This window comes from Paenibacillus sp. E222 (genome assembly GCF_013401555.1).
In the GTDB taxonomy this organism is placed as follows: domain Bacteria; phylum Bacillota; class Bacilli; order Paenibacillales; family Paenibacillaceae; genus Paenibacillus.
Genome location: NZ_CP058552.1, coordinates 1,934,690 through 1,949,112 on the forward strand (window position 1 = coordinate 1,934,690; position 14,423 = coordinate 1,949,112).

The 14,423-nt window shown below is 47.2% G+C and carries 14 protein-coding genes; all 14 read left to right on the forward strand.

Annotated features, from left to right (window positions below):
* The first annotated feature begins 14 nt into the window (after window positions 1-14).
* The 14 genes from atpB to HW560_RS08575 all read left to right on the forward strand — a co-directional run bounded on the left by atpB (window position 15) and on the right by HW560_RS08575 (window position 14,357).
* Window positions 15-833 carry a F0F1 ATP synthase subunit A gene (atpB, locus tag HW560_RS08510; RefSeq protein WP_090903512.1) on the forward strand — a complete coding sequence of 273 codons (819 nt, stop codon included), beginning with the start codon at window positions 15-17 and terminating at the stop codon, window positions 831-833.
* Window positions 834-909: 76 nt separating this feature from the next.
* Entirely contained in the window at window positions 910-1,134 is a 225-nt protein-coding gene (gene atpE, locus HW560_RS08515; RefSeq protein WP_090903513.1) for a F0F1 ATP synthase subunit C, read from the forward strand.
* A gap of 115 nt (window positions 1,135-1,249) precedes the next feature.
* On the forward strand, window positions 1,250-1,738 hold the full coding sequence (gene atpF / locus HW560_RS08520) for a F0F1 ATP synthase subunit B (protein WP_063568355.1): 489 nt from the start codon (window positions 1,250-1,252) through the stop codon (window positions 1,736-1,738).
* Window positions 1,735-2,283, forward strand: coding sequence for a F0F1 ATP synthase subunit delta (locus HW560_RS08525; protein WP_090903514.1), 549 nt, complete (start codon window positions 1,735-1,737; stop codon window positions 2,281-2,283). The genes atpF and HW560_RS08525 overlap by 4 nt, the downstream gene beginning before the upstream one ends.
* 16 nt (window positions 2,284-2,299) lie before the next feature.
* Complete coding sequence (gene atpA / locus HW560_RS08530) at window positions 2,300-3,814, forward strand: F0F1 ATP synthase subunit alpha (RefSeq protein ID WP_090903515.1); 1,515 nt, start codon at window positions 2,300-2,302, stop codon at window positions 3,812-3,814.
* A 210-nt stretch (window positions 3,815-4,024) separates the two neighbouring features.
* On the forward strand, window positions 4,025-4,897 hold the full coding sequence (gene atpG / locus HW560_RS08535; RefSeq protein WP_090903516.1) for an ATP synthase F1 subunit gamma: 873 nt from the start codon (window positions 4,025-4,027) through the stop codon (window positions 4,895-4,897).
* A 94-nt stretch (window positions 4,898-4,991) separates the two neighbouring features.
* Complete coding sequence (atpD, locus tag HW560_RS08540) at window positions 4,992-6,395, forward strand: F0F1 ATP synthase subunit beta (protein ID WP_024632716.1); 1,404 nt, start codon at window positions 4,992-4,994, stop codon at window positions 6,393-6,395.
* 59 nt (window positions 6,396-6,454) lie between these two features.
* Window positions 6,455-6,859: a F0F1 ATP synthase subunit epsilon gene (locus HW560_RS08545; RefSeq protein ID WP_090903517.1), complete on the forward strand. Its 405-nt coding sequence runs from the start codon at window positions 6,455-6,457 to the stop codon at window positions 6,857-6,859.
* Between the two features lie 604 nt (window positions 6,860-7,463).
* Window positions 7,464-7,721 (forward strand): DUF1146 family protein, encoded by a 258-nt coding sequence (locus HW560_RS08550; protein WP_062321714.1) that lies wholly within the window; start codon window positions 7,464-7,466, stop codon window positions 7,719-7,721.
* A 520-nt stretch (window positions 7,722-8,241) separates the two neighbouring features.
* Entirely contained in the window at window positions 8,242-9,588 is a 1,347-nt protein-coding gene (gene murA / locus HW560_RS08555; RefSeq protein ID WP_083678749.1) for a UDP-N-acetylglucosamine 1-carboxyvinyltransferase, read from the forward strand.
* Between the two features lie 460 nt (window positions 9,589-10,048).
* Window positions 10,049-11,395 (forward strand): stage II sporulation protein D, encoded by a 1,347-nt coding sequence (gene spoIID, locus HW560_RS08560; protein ID WP_179262771.1) that lies wholly within the window; start codon window positions 10,049-10,051, stop codon window positions 11,393-11,395.
* 544 nt (window positions 11,396-11,939) lie between these two features.
* Window positions 11,940-12,680 carry a M23 family metallopeptidase gene (locus HW560_RS08565; protein WP_090903520.1) on the forward strand — a complete coding sequence of 247 codons (741 nt, stop codon included), beginning with the start codon at window positions 11,940-11,942 and terminating at the stop codon, window positions 12,678-12,680.
* Between the two features lie 171 nt (window positions 12,681-12,851).
* Window positions 12,852-13,139: a sporulation transcriptional regulator SpoIIID gene (spoIIID, locus tag HW560_RS08570; RefSeq protein ID WP_024632710.1), complete on the forward strand. Its 288-nt coding sequence runs from the start codon at window positions 12,852-12,854 to the stop codon at window positions 13,137-13,139.
* Between the two features lie 219 nt (window positions 13,140-13,358).
* Entirely contained in the window at window positions 13,359-14,357 is a 999-nt protein-coding gene (locus HW560_RS08575) for a rod shape-determining protein (protein WP_090903521.1), read from the forward strand.
* Window positions 14,358-14,423 lie beyond the last annotated feature (66 nt).

Sequence of the window (14,423 nt, forward strand, 5' to 3'; positions counted from 1 at the left end):
GGGGTGAGAAAAATATGCATGAATCTCCGATAATTAACCTGGGTGGGTTCCATCTGGATTTGTCTGTTCTGCTGATGCTGATCGTAACATCCGCCATTGTATTTATTGTTGCAAAGCTGGCTACGCGGAACTTGTCGGTAGAGAATCCGGGCAAAATGCAAAACTTCCTGGAGTGGGCGATTGAGTTTGTACGCAACCTGATCTCGAGCACGATGGATATGAAGAAGGGGCAGCATTTCCTTACCTTGGCAACCACAATGATTATGTTTATCTTTGTGGGAAACATGTTGGGTCTCCCTTTGGGCGTAGTAACTGGGGCTACTGATGCAAGCCAAGCTGAAATCTTTGGCAAGCCAATTGTCTCGGTCCAAGAAGCGTTCCATGAAGCTCATGAGAAGGATCCTGAAGCTCATCCACATATCGAAGTTGCCTGGTGGAAATCACCTACGGCTGACCTTTCGGTAACCATGGGTCTAGCGTTGATCGCATTTGCTATCGCGCATGGATTGGGACTTTTCCGTAACACCAAAACGTATCTCAAGCATTATTTCCAACCACACTGGCTGTTCTTCCCAATCAACATTGTGGAGACGGCATCCAAGTTGTTGACACACGGTATGCGTTTGTTCGCCAACATCTTTGCAGGTGAGGTTCTGATCTCCACGATTATGAAGCTTACAGCATTCAAATGGATTGGCGCAATTGCAGCAATTCCGCTGTTGACGGCATGGCAGGGGTTCAGTATTTTCATCGGTGCCATACAGGCATTCGTATTTACGGTTTTGATGATGGTATACATATCACAAACCGTCGAATCGCACGAGGAACATTAAGATTCAAGTCCAATACGGTTAACCCTGTAGGGCTGAACTATAAAATTTGAACGAACATTCTAAGGAGGATATACAAATGGGAGCAATGGCATTATTGGCAGCAGCAATTGTTGCAGGATTGGGCGCACTTGGCGCAGGTATCGGTAACGGTTTGGTAATCAGCAAAACGGTGGAAGGTATTGCCCGTCAACCGGAAGCAAAATCCACTCTTCAAACAACAATGTTTATCGGTGTAGGTTTGATCGAGGTATTGCCGATCATCGGTGTGGTACTCGCGTTCATTTTCTACGGAGCGGCTTAATAAAATCAGTGCAGGTTTGGCGGGGAAGGCCACAGCCATCCGCGCCTTCTTTTTAGGTAGCGTCCGTAAACGCGGAGTTGCGGCCTGAGGATACCTTCAGGAAGGAGTGAACAGATTGAATTTCGTATGGGAAAATACAGTTCTGGCGATTATAGCATTTGGTATTTTATATTGGCTGCTTAGCCGTTATGCATTTGGTCCACTTTTCTCCATTATGGAAAAACGTCGTGAGCTCGTATTGGCGCAAATGAATGAGGCTGCCCAAACGCGGGATCAGGCTATTGCCTATGTTGAGGAACAGAAGCAGGCTCTTGAAAAAGCGCGTAAAGATGCTTATGACATCATTGAACAATCCAAACAAACAGGCGGCAAACAGGCTGAAACGATTCTGGCGGATGCAAAAGCAGAAGCGAATCGCCTGAAAGACGATGCTGTGCGTGAGATTGAGAGCGAGAAGAACAAAGCGGTTGCAGCGCTTCGCAGCGAACTGGGTACAGCTTCCGTTCAAATCGCTTCCAAGCTGATCAAAAAAGAAGTTGAGAACGGTCCTGCACAAGAGGAGCTTGTGAACCAATACCTCAATGAGGTAGGAGGCCGACAATGAGCCGCGATACGATTGTTGCTAAGCGTTATGCGAAAGCATTGTTTGAAGTTGCTCTCGGACAGAATCAGGTGCTTGAAGTCGAACAAGAGCTGCGTACTGTAGTAATTGCCATCACAGGTGATGCGGAAATCGGTAAATTTATCGAGTCACCCAACATCTCTGAAGAAGCAAAACAGAACGTACTTCGCACAAGTCTTGACGGCAAGGTGTCTGAACCTGTTCTGAAAACCGTTTTGCTTTTGATTGAGCGTGGACGTGTTGAACTGCTGGAAGATCTGCTGAATGATTATGTGAAGATCGAGGGCGAATCGCTCGGCATAGCCGATGCGCGCGTGTACTCGACTTATGCCTTGAATGATGAAGAACAAGAAGCGGTAGCCCGTGAATTCGGTGGCCGTGTGAATAAAAAGATCCGTATCGAGAACATTGTCGATCCGACTTTGCTGGGCGGATTGAAAGTTGCCATTGGCGATACGATCTATGACGGCAGCTTGGCTGGCAAGCTCGAACGTCTTGAGCAGTCTTTTAACAGACGAGTACAGTAGATTGGGGTGAGGACACTTGAGTATCAAACCAGAAGAAATCAGTACATTAATTAAGAGCCAGATCGAACAATACAAGAACGATATCGATGTAGTCGAAGTCGGGACGGTTATTGAGGTTGGTGACGGTATCGCTCGTGTCTACGGACTTGAGAACGTCATGTCCAACGAGTTGGTTGAATTCCCAAGCGGTGTTATGGGTCTCGCCATGAACGTGGAAGAGAGCAACGTCGGTGTCGTTATCCTGGGACCTTACTCGGACATCCGTGAAGGCGACCAAGTAAAACGTACCGGTCAAATCATGCAAGTGCCAGTTGGCGAAGCATTGATTGGCCGCGTTGTAAATCCGCTCGGTATTCCTGTTGATGGCAAAGGGCCAATCGCTACAACAGAATTCCGTCCGGTTGAAGGTAAAGCACCAGGCGTAATGGATCGTAAATCGGTTCATGAGCCGATGCAAACAGGGATCAAAGCGATTGATGCGATGGTTCCAATCGGTCGTGGACAACGTGAGTTGATCATCGGTGACCGTCAAACAGGTAAAACATCGATCGCGATCGATGCCATCCTGAACCAAAAAGGCAGCGGCATGAAATGTATCTATGTTGCTATCGGTCAAAAACAATCTACAGTTGCACAAGTCGTAGAAACTCTCCGTCGTAAAGGCGCAATGGAGTACACGATTGTTGTAACTGCAGCAGCTTCTGACCCATCACCATTGTTGTACATCGCACCGTATTCCGGTTGTTCGATGGGCGAGTACTTTATGTACAAAGGTGAGCACGTACTGGTCATCTATGATGACTTGACCAAACAAGCGGCAGCATACCGTGAGCTTTCCTTGCTGCTTCGCCGTCCACCGGGCCGTGAGGCATATCCGGGTGACGTCTTCTACCTGCACTCCCGTTTGCTGGAGCGTGCTGCGAAGCTGAATGATGAGCTTGGTGGTGGTTCTTTAACCGCACTGCCGTTCATTGAAACACAAGCTTCCGACGTATCTGCATACATTCCGACGAACGTAATCTCCATTACGGACGGACAAATCTTCTTGGAAGCTGACTTGTTCAATGCTGGACAACGCCCGGCGATCAACGTAGGTATCTCCGTATCCCGTGTCGGTGGTTCTGCTCAGATCAAAGCGATGAAAAAGGTTGCAGGTTCCCTGCGTCTCGACCTCGCTCAATATCGTGAGCTTCAAGCGTTCTCCCAGTTCGGTTCCGATCTGGATAAAGCGACTCAGGCCCGCCTGAATCGTGGTGCTCGTATGATGGAAATCCTGAAGCAAGGTGTTAACCAGCCTCTGCCTGTAGAACAACAGGTAGTCAGCTTGTACACAGCGGTTAAAGGATTCCTGGATGAGATTCCTACAGGTGATGTTACTCGTTTCGAGCGTGAGTTCCTCGCGTTCATGGAGAGCAGCCATCCGGAAATTCTCGGGTCTATCCGTGATACAAAAGAATTGACTGCAGACAATGAATCCGCTCTGAAAGATGCTATTGAGAAATTCAGAAAGAGCTTTGCTGTCTCTGTCTAAATAGATGATATGCAGTTGCGGAGTTGTTTAACCGATTCCGCATGTCTGCATGTAAAACTTTGATCTATCAAAGTTTCAGTATGCTTACGAAGTAGTTTTGACTATGTCAAAACTAGTGAATGCTTACGAAGTAACTTTGGCTCTGCCAAAGTTTAAGTTTGGGCTTACGAAGTAGTTTTGACTACGTCAAAACTTGAAGGTGGTGAAATCATGGCAAAAGGCATGCGCGAAATAAAGCGGCAAATTAAAAGCGTACAAAGCACCAAGCAGATCACCAAAGCAATGGAGATGGTAGCTGCCGCAAAACTGCGTAAGGCGCAGGAAAAAGCGGAAGCAGCTCGTCCTTATTCGGAGAAGCTGAAGGAAGTTGTGGCAAGTATTGCAAAAAGCACGCAAGGGGTTCAGCATCCGATGCTGGAAAGTCGTCCGGTCAAAAAGACAGCTTATCTGGTTATTACATCGGACCGCGGTCTTGCGGGTGGTTACAATGCGAATATTTTGCGTCAGGTTAACCTGACACTCAAAGAAAAACACAACTCTCAGAATGACTACGAATTGTTCGTCATTGGACGTAAGGGACGCGATTATTTCAAACGGCGTGAAATGGCGATGACATCCACTACAACGGATCTTTCCGATTCGCCATCATTTGCAGATATCAAATCCATCGCACACGAAGCTGTTCAAGGGTTTGAATTGGGTAAATTTGATGAATTGTACATCTGTTATAACCGCTTTGTAAATGCGTTGACCCAGATTCCTACGGTAGAACGTCTTCTTCCGATGGAAACACCTGAGGTAACTGCTGCAGAAGGACCGACTGCAAGCTACGAGTATGAGCCGTCTCCTGAAGCTGTACTGGAGGTTTTGCTTCCGCGTTATGCGGAAACGCTGATCTATGGTGCACTTCTGAACGGTAAAGCGAGTGAGCTGGGCGCGAAAATGACGGCCATGGGTAATGCAACCAAAAATGCATCCAAACTCATCAATGACTTGTCATTGACCTATAACCGTGCCCGTCAAGCGGCGATTACGCAGGAGATTACGGAAATTGTGGCAGGTGCCAACGCAGCACAAGGCTAACCGTTTTTTATTAATGAAGGCTTGCAGAGCAAAGATAAACGAACGGTACATTATTTTTGCAAAAGTAGCAGGCTTGTAGGAGGGGAACGTTAAGATGAACAAAGGACGCGTTGTGAGCATCATGGGTCCGGTTGTTGACGTCGAGTTTGATCGCGGCGGTCTGCCGGAAATCCTCAATGCCATTACGATCACTACAGTAAGCGAAAGCGGTGTAAGTGTGAATCTGACACTCGAAGCTTCGAAACATCTGGGTGACAACCGGGTACGTTGTATCGCGATGTCCTCCACGGACGGACTCGTTCGTGGTATGGAAGCCGTAGATACAGGAGCTCCAATCTCTGTACCTGTTGGGGAAGCGACACTGGGTCGTGTATTTAACGTACTCGGCGAAGCCATTGATACTGGCGGCACTGTAGCTGCTGCACATAAAAATCCGATTCACCGCTCGGCTCCTGCATTTGATGAACTGACTACCCAGGCTGAAATGCTGGAGACAGGAATCAAAGTTATCGACTTGTTGGCTCCTTATGCCAAAGGTGGTAAAATCGGTCTCTTCGGTGGTGCCGGTGTAGGTAAAACCGTAACGATTCAGGAATTGATCAACAACATCGCACAAGAACACGGTGGTATCTCCGTATTCGCGGGTGTTGGTGAGCGTACACGTGAAGGTAATGACTTGTATCACGAGATGAGTGATTCCGGCGTTATCAACAAAACAGCAATGGTGTTCGGACAAATGAACGAGCCTCCAGGTGCACGTCTTCGTGTAGCCCTCACTGGTCTGACCATGGCGGAATACTTCCGTGATGAAGAAGGCCGTGACGTGTTGCTCTTTATCGATAACATCTTCCGTTTCACCCAAGCAGGTTCAGAAGTATCTGCCTTGCTCGGACGTATGCCTTCCGCAGTAGGTTACCAACCAACGCTGGCAACGGAAATGGGTCAACTGCAAGAACGTATCACTTCGACTAAAAAAGGTTCCGTAACATCCATCCAGGCCATCTACGTGCCTGCGGATGACTATACTGACCCGGCTCCAGCAACGACGTTTGCCCACTTGGATGCAACGACGAACCTGGAACGTAAAATTTCCGAGATGGGTATCTACCCTGCGGTAGATCCGTTGGCATCCAGCTCCCGGATCTTGTCCCCTGAAGTTGTAGGCGAAGAGCATTACAACGTAGCTCAAGGCGTTAAACGCATCTTGGCGCGTTATAATGAATTGCAGGATATTATTGCGATTCTGGGTATGGACGAGCTGAGTGAGGAAGACAGAGCGCTCGTTTACCGTGCTCGTAAAATTCAACGTTTCTTGTCCCAGCCATTCCACGTTGCTGAAGCATTTAACGGTATTCCGGGTAAATACGTTCCGGTTAAAGAAACGGTGCGCAGCTTTAAAGAAATTCTCGAAGGCAAGCATGACGATCTTCCGGAAGCAGCTTTCCTCTTCGTGGGTACAATTGAAGAGGCAGTGGAGAAAGCCAAAACACTGGTATAATCTGAATCCAGGATTGTCCTTATGAAGCGAGCTATCGGATAGTTTCAGGAGGGATGGAATTGAGCACCTTTTTGTTGGAAATTGTAACACCTGAGCGTTTGGTATTTACAGAGCAAGTGGATAGTATCATCGTTCGTGGTGTTGAAGGGGAACTGGGTATTATGCCAGGTCACATCCCTATGGTCACACCATTGCAGATCGCACCAATCATTATCAAAAACGGAAAACAGAACAAGCAGGTCGCTATTGGCGGCGGGTTTATCGAAGTCCGTAAAGATAAGGTTGTTGTCCTCGCAGAAAGTGCCGAATTCCCGGAAAATATTGATGTGGACCGTGCGCGTGCAGCGAAAGAGCGGGCAGAACGCCGTCTCAGCAGCCAAAGCAATCAGGACCATTTTGATCACCGCCGGGCAGAGATTGCTCTGCAAAAAGCGGTTAACCGGATCAACGTATACGGCAAATAAACTGTTCATTGGAGCCTGGCGGCTTAGTCTGCCGGGCTTTTTTGAGTTTTTAGAACGTTCTCTTTTCCAGTTACAGTAGAATATATGTTCATTTTCTTCGGTTGAAGCTCTTGATTTAACGGGAAATAAAGTTTAATTGTATTCACCGTTTATGGGCAGTTGAATAGAATGTAGGACTAAAGTCGTGGCGATAATGATCACTGTTGGAACCATTTTTAACGACGTAAATCCAAATTATTTCCGAGGAAATGACAAGATCGATATCGAAATAACGCTCTTTTATGTCGTTTTAGTCACAAAATCCCGGCATTTTGAATTTAAAATATTATCAAAGTGGAAATCAATGTAATTGACAATGTATGATGAAAGAGCCTATATTCCATAGAGTCAGCAGATGCAGGAAGCTGCGTTGATGAATTCCATAGTCATTCACAGCCAGATTGTTGCTGCTCCGTGATTGGGCATCCAGATTTCCTGCATAGCAGGAGTAAGTCTGACAGTAGGCTCAGTACGTTGTGTTCAAGTCATTCCATTGTTCTAACAAGTTATGGATGCCAGGCATAATTATGCTGATCGCTGCAACAAATGTGGAGGTAATGAATATATGGATACTGACCTGACGAATCAGTTGAACCAGACATTAAGTACGAATGGCTTAGTTTCGATTATCGTCTCTCTTTTATGTATAGCGTTGTCGTGGTGGGCTTTGCAGAATCTCAAGCTGGATTTAATTATCAGGCAGCCACGAGGAGCACAGGGAAGACTGTTACATTTACTGTTGGCCATTATACTTGGGCATGCTGTTTCAGGCTTTGTCATTGACTACTTGTCATGGACACAAATGTTGCGCCATTTGTTTTAATGTTGAGATGGTTGGTTAATCATCTGTTAGGTTCTTCAAGCAGTTCAATGTCGAATAACATCGATTAATTGTGTTAACAATTAGAGTATGAGTTGTCGGCAAAGGAATTAAGAAAAAAGTGTGACGTCAAATTGGATGAATTTGAGATGTTTTATGTAAAAATGCTTGTATCGTACAATTCAACAATGTTATGATGGAAGTTAGGGAATTCACAATTGTTCACTTATTTTGTGGTTATAAACGGGATATCCGGTTGAATCCGGCTAATAATCATCCCAATCTGTCTGTTCAGATGTTTGCTGGCCTGTAAGGCGTTATATTTACAAGTCGGAGGGCATCATGCAACACACGTGGTATCATCGATATGGATTATAAACCAATTCTTTTCTGAATAGACATCAAGGGCATTATTTGCCAGGTTATGTCGAAATTCCACACACAGCAACAGTCTTTTCTATTACAGAAGGGCTCATGTATTCCGGAATGAAGAAAAGGGAATAAAAGCGCGGAGGGAACCATGATGAGCAAATTTATCGTCCGCGGTGGCAAAAGGTTGACCGGAAGTGTCAAAGTTAGCGGCGCTAAAAATTCTGTTCTTCCGATCATCGCTGCCTCTCTCTTAGGGGAAGAAGGACAAAGCGTTATTATTGACGCTCCTCCTCTAGACGATGTGATGACGATTAACAAGGTGTTGGAATCGCTGGGAGCGGGTGTTACATACCGGGACGAAGTGATTACCGTAAATGCGGAGAAACTTACTTCCTGTGAGGCACCGTATGAATGGGTAAGTAAAATGCGGGCGTCTTTTCTGGTCATGGGGCCATTGTTGACGCGTATGGGTCATACAAGAATTTCGCTTCCTGGTGGATGTGCCATCGGTACACGGCCTATTGATCAGCATTTGAAAGGTTTTGAAGCCATGGGCGCTGAGATCAGCTTGGGCCAAGGCTATATAGAAGCTCGCAGCCAAGGACGGTTGCGTGGCGCGAAAATTTATCTGGATGTGGCTTCCGTAGGTGCCACTCAAAATATTATGATGGCTGCAACATTGGCTGAGGGTGTAACTGTTCTGGAGAACGCGGCTAAAGAACCAGAGATTGTGGATCTTGCCAACTTCCTGAATGGAATGGGTGCAAAAGTACGAGGTGCTGGAACAGGAGTCATCCGCATCGAAGGTGTGGAGAAACTGTCTGGCGTGAAGCATACCGTCATTCCTGACCGGGTTGAAGCAGGTACCTATATGGCTGCTGCTGCAATCTCCGGTGGTGATGTGTATATCGAAGGTGCGATTTCAGACCACCTGGGTTCTGTTATTGCGAAGCTGGAAGAAATGGGTGTAACCATTCATCCTGACGAGAATGGCGTTCGTGTCATTGCAGATCGTCCCCTCAAGGCTGTGGATGTGAAAACATTACCATACCCAGGTTTCCCTACAGATATGCAATCCCAAATGATGGCGCTTTTGCTTGCGTCTGAAGGAACTTCTGTTGTAACAGAGACTGTTTTTGAAAATCGCTTCATGCATGTGGATGAATTCCAATTGATGAATGCGGAGATCAAAGTTGAAGGACGTTCGTCCATCATCACGGGCAATGCCAAGCTGAAGGGTGCCAAAGTAACTGCTACCGATTTGCGTGCGGGTGCCGCACTTATTATTGCGGGTCTTGTTGCTGAAGGTACAACAGAAGTGGGCGGTGTTCATCACATCGACCGTGGCTACGTACATCTCGCTGAGAAGCTTAACGGACTTGGAGCCGATATTTATCGTATTTCGGTTGAAGAGCCTAAGCTGGATGCAGTTAAAGCATCGAATGAAAAAGTCGGGGAAGAAGTACCGCTGTTCAAAGTACAACCGACCTGGGCATAACATCGAATTGGACAATAGCGTTGCTCTCTAATATGAATCACACATCATTGTATATTGCGGATACGAGAGCATGCGTGCTGTCCTTTAAATTCAGATCAAAAGCTAAGCCATCTGGCTTGGCTTTTTTTTGTGTTCAACGATCAATTGAATCAGTACCTGATTCTATTAATAGCTGGTCCTAACTTATATAGCATAACATCATATTCTGTACCAATTCTGAACAAATGAAAGAGCCTGCTTTTTGAGGAACGGGTGGTACCTTATGGAACCGGATTCCGCGACAGATCAATGTTTTTCCATAATACATAGCAAAAGTAAGTTAGAAATCGCCACATATGGAATGCCTTCGTTTCTCTTAAATCAGGTTCTATCAGATCCAGCCAGCTCATACCCTAAACTATGGATTTGAACAAAAGGACCGGCGTTTGACCGGCCATGGACAACGGAGGGTTATATCAAAATGAAAGAAGCCCGTGTGCAGGTTAAGGTACCTCTTGTCCCACGTCCACTAGTGAAGGAGCCTGAAGAAATTGCTGGTTTCGGTGTGGAAAAAGACAAGCTTGCTTCAACGAACATTAGAACGGTTCCAGATGAGCCCGTAACAACATCTCCTAGACGGCCTGGCTCCCAACAGGAGCCAGCTCAACAGCCTGCGGCACGTATACACATGCCTGTCATTGAATTAGATCAGTTTCGTCGTGTGAAGCGCCGCCGAATGCGTACGTTCGGCCGAGGCCGCAGATGGGGCAAGAACAATACTCGTTGGCAGCCCGCAGCAGCTGTATCGGCAGTACTGGCGCTTGCGTTGTTGATCCCCGCCATTTTGGTCTGGCCTCGGACGGATGATCCTGTTAAACCCATCCCTGTCCCACCAGGTACAGGCAGTGTAACGACTCCAGCACCTTCTCCAGCTGTACCTGTTACCTATCCTGAACCTCAAGTAAGGGTTTACCTGTCAGCAACCGGTACAACGATGAATCTTCCCCTTGAAGATTATGTTACCGGAGTTGTCGCTGCCGAGATGCCAGCGGAGTTCAGATTGGAGGCTCTGAAGGCACAGGCTATTGCTGCAAGGACATTTATCGTGAGAAGGCTGGCAGCCAACGATACAAGCGGTGTACCTTCAGGAGAAGCTGATGTAACGGATACTGTGAGTCATCAGGTATTTATACCACCAGAACAAGTAAAAGCCGACTGGACACGTCTGGGGAAAGCGAAGGAATGGGAGAAGCTGCAGCAGGCTGTACGCGAAAGCAAAGATTCCGTCATGACATATCAAGGCAAGGCAATTACTGCATCCTTTTTCTCCACAAGTAATGGGTATACGGAAAATGCTGAGGATGTATGGGGCAACCCTGTACCTTATTTACAAAGCGTAGCGAGTCCGTGGGATAAAAACCTGGCTCCGGGCTTTAAGGAAACCATCACCATGAAGCGCAATGAGATTCTCCAAAAGTTGAATCTGGGGGCAAATGCCATCCCTGTGAGCGCGCAGCAGAGCGGTGGGTGGATGGAAGTGTTGTCTACAACGCAGGGCCATCGCATCAAGGAGATGCAGATTGCAGGTAAAACGTTTAGCGGGCCGGAGGTTCGAAAGCTGCTTGGGCTTCGATCCAGCCAGTTCAGCTGGAAGACCGATGGAGACGAGGTTCAGATTACAACGTATGGATACGGTCACGGAGTCGGCATGAGCCAGTGGGGAGCCAACGGCATGGCACAGGAGGGTCACACAGCGACCCAGATTCTCAAACACTACTACACAGGTATCTCCTTCGGACAGGCATCCAAGATGCTAGCCTCAAAGTAGGCCAACATGGAAGTCGGTATCGTCCAGGCCATTTGATTTGACCAAACGTTAGTCTATTAGCAGTAATGGGGCACACTGATAATATAAAGCGAGGCCTCGCAGACAATCTATGAGGTTGCTAAGCCTAGAATTAAAATCCAACGTTTGCTCTAACAATGAAGTTAAAACTATAACGCCATGTTCAATCTCACAGACTCACTTTATAAGGAGTGGCTGTTAAATCTTCTGTCTACCACCCCTTCCGGGCTTTCAAGACTTGGCTATATATGCGGAGTGTGCCAGGTGTATGGAGAGCGGAGGGGACAGAAAAGGCCTGTAGAAACGAAGTGTCCGCCTTTACTCCCGGATTTCACCTTTGAAGAAGGTGATAGAAGAAATCTGGGAGTAACAGCCGGTCGAAAGGTTTTCTGGCCCCGAAGCGGCGCACAAACTGAGCTCATCTCCTAACTTATATAGCACTCTTTGAAAGTTCCGTGAAAATAATTAGAGTCGCGCGTGTATAAAAGAGTTGCACCCGGTAACACTTGTTACTGAGGTGATCAAGATGAATGAACAAAACAAAAAAACAGTCCAAGAAGAAACTCCTAAAACAACTCAAGGAGTACCGGCTAGCCAGCCCTCTTCATGGAAAAGAGCAATGTCCAAACGTTGGGTCTTCCCGGCAGCCTACATCGCAGCAGCAGGCATTATACTAACCTTAGTGTGGGTCTATCAGGGCACAGGCGACAAAACGCTGAACTCGGACCCTGCTAACGGGGTAGTAGAAACAGGCGCATCGGCGGGTACAGAAGGAACAGCGGTTAACGGAGAAGAGGAAAGTGTGGAAGTTGTTGCAAAGTCGGAGAATTTTGTATGGCCGGTAGCGGTTCCGTCCGAAATTTCGGTAGTCAAACCTTTCTATGACAACGAAGCTTCAACTGAGGAACATGAAGCAGCGATGGTGCAGTACAATGACACATTTATTCCGAACACGGGTGTAGATCTGGCACGTGGGGATAACAAAACGTTCGAAGTCAAAGCAGCACTCGGCGGAAAAGTTACCCGGGTTGAACAAAACCCAATAACAGGTCAAGTTGTGGAAATCACACACAGTGATAACCTCAAGACTGTATACCAAAGCCTGGCTGACGTTAAAGTAAAACAGGATGATGAAGTGAAGCAAGGAGATGCAATTGCATCGGCTGGCGTTAATGAACTGGAAAAAACGCTGGGCAACCACCTTCACTTTGAAGTTTACGAAGACGGACAACCGGTTAACCCGCAAGGATATCTTCCGGAAAAATAAATGATTTTTACCGCAGCAACATGATGGGCAGAGGGAATCCTCCTCTGCTCTTTTTGTGCTTTTCAGAAAATAATGGGACCTTCGAAGCTTGTCACACCTTTAAACCGCGAATATATAGGCATGCTCCTCATATAATGTACCAAACTATCCACACAGTAGGGAGGCGGGAGCGTGCACGATTACATCAAGGAACGGACCATCAAAATTGGTCGCTGCATTGTTGAGACGAGGAATACGGTCCGTACCATAGCCAAGGAATTCGGCGTGTCAAAGAGTACTGTGCATAAGGATCTGACGGAGCGTCTGCCGGAAATTAACCCTGATCTTGCTGACCAGGTGAAACACATTCTGGAGTATCACAAGTCCATCCGTCATTTGCGGGGCGGTGAAGCGACCAAAATTAAATACAAAAAAACAAGTGGTAAAAAACGCGAGGTGCTGGCTTCCGCTAAATCGTAGGGACCTGCGGAAAGACGTAGGCCAAAAAGCTCACACATGCATTGAATCCCTCCCCTGAAGTATGATATGTTAAAAGCTGGTACAGGATCGAATTATGACATCTTATCAGCCCGATTTTTACATATATATGTTGCACTTTGTCGAACGAGCGGTGACGTGATAAGGGACTCTTTTTCACAGGATACGCTGACCAAATAATATCACTTTGGGGGCTCTTTTATGTTTAGCAAGGATATCGGTATTGATCTTGGCACGGCGAACGTGCTTATTCACGTGAAAGGAAGTGGGGTTGTCCTCGATGAACCTTCCGTCGTGACCATTGAAAGCGATACGAAGCGGGTCCTTGCTGTTGGGGAAGAAGCGCGTCGTATGGTGGGGCGTACTCCAGGTAACATTGTTGCCATTAGACCGCTGCGTGACGGTGTTATTGCGGACTTCGAAATTACGGAAGCAATGCTTAGACATTTCATTAATCGTGTGGGGGCAAGAAGCTGGTACAGCCACCCGCGTATTCTGATCTGTGCACCAACCAACATTACTTCCGTGGAGCAGAAGGCTATCCGTGAAGCTGCAGAGCGCAGCGGTGCCAAAGAAGTATTTCTGGAAGAAGAGCCGAAAGCGGCAGCGATCGGTGCGGGAATGGATATTTTTCAGCCGAGCGGCAATATGGTCGTGGATATCGGCGGCGGAACGACTGACGTTGCAGTCCTGTCTATGGGCGACGTAGTCACCGCCTCTTCTATTAAAGTCGCAGGGGACAAGTTCGACGAAGCGATTACCAAGTTTATCAAAGCTAAATACAAGCTCATGATCGGTGAACGTACAGCCGAAGATCTCAAGATTGCGATTGGTTCCGTGCATCCGGGTGGACGTCAAACGGAGATGGACATTCGCGGTCGGGATATGGTATCCGGTTTACCTGTCACCGTAACGGTGTCGGGAAATGAAGTACAGGAGGCGCTATGGGATTCCGTGCAATCCATCATCGTTGCAGCCAAGTCGGTATTGGAGCGGACGCCACCGGAATTGTCAGCAGACATTATTGATCGTGGTGTCGTGTTGACAGGGGGAGGCGCTTTGCTGAACGGACTGGACGAACTGTTGTCCAATGAATTGCATGTACCGGTATGGGTTGCAGAGGATCCGATGCATTGTGTCGTGAAGGGGACTGGCATTATGCTGAATAATTTGGATCAAGTAGTTAAGAAAAAGTTCTAATCTGCCGATATAAAAAGCAAAGGTTCGCCCAAGCTCGGGATTAGAACAGACAAGCAGCCATCTTGT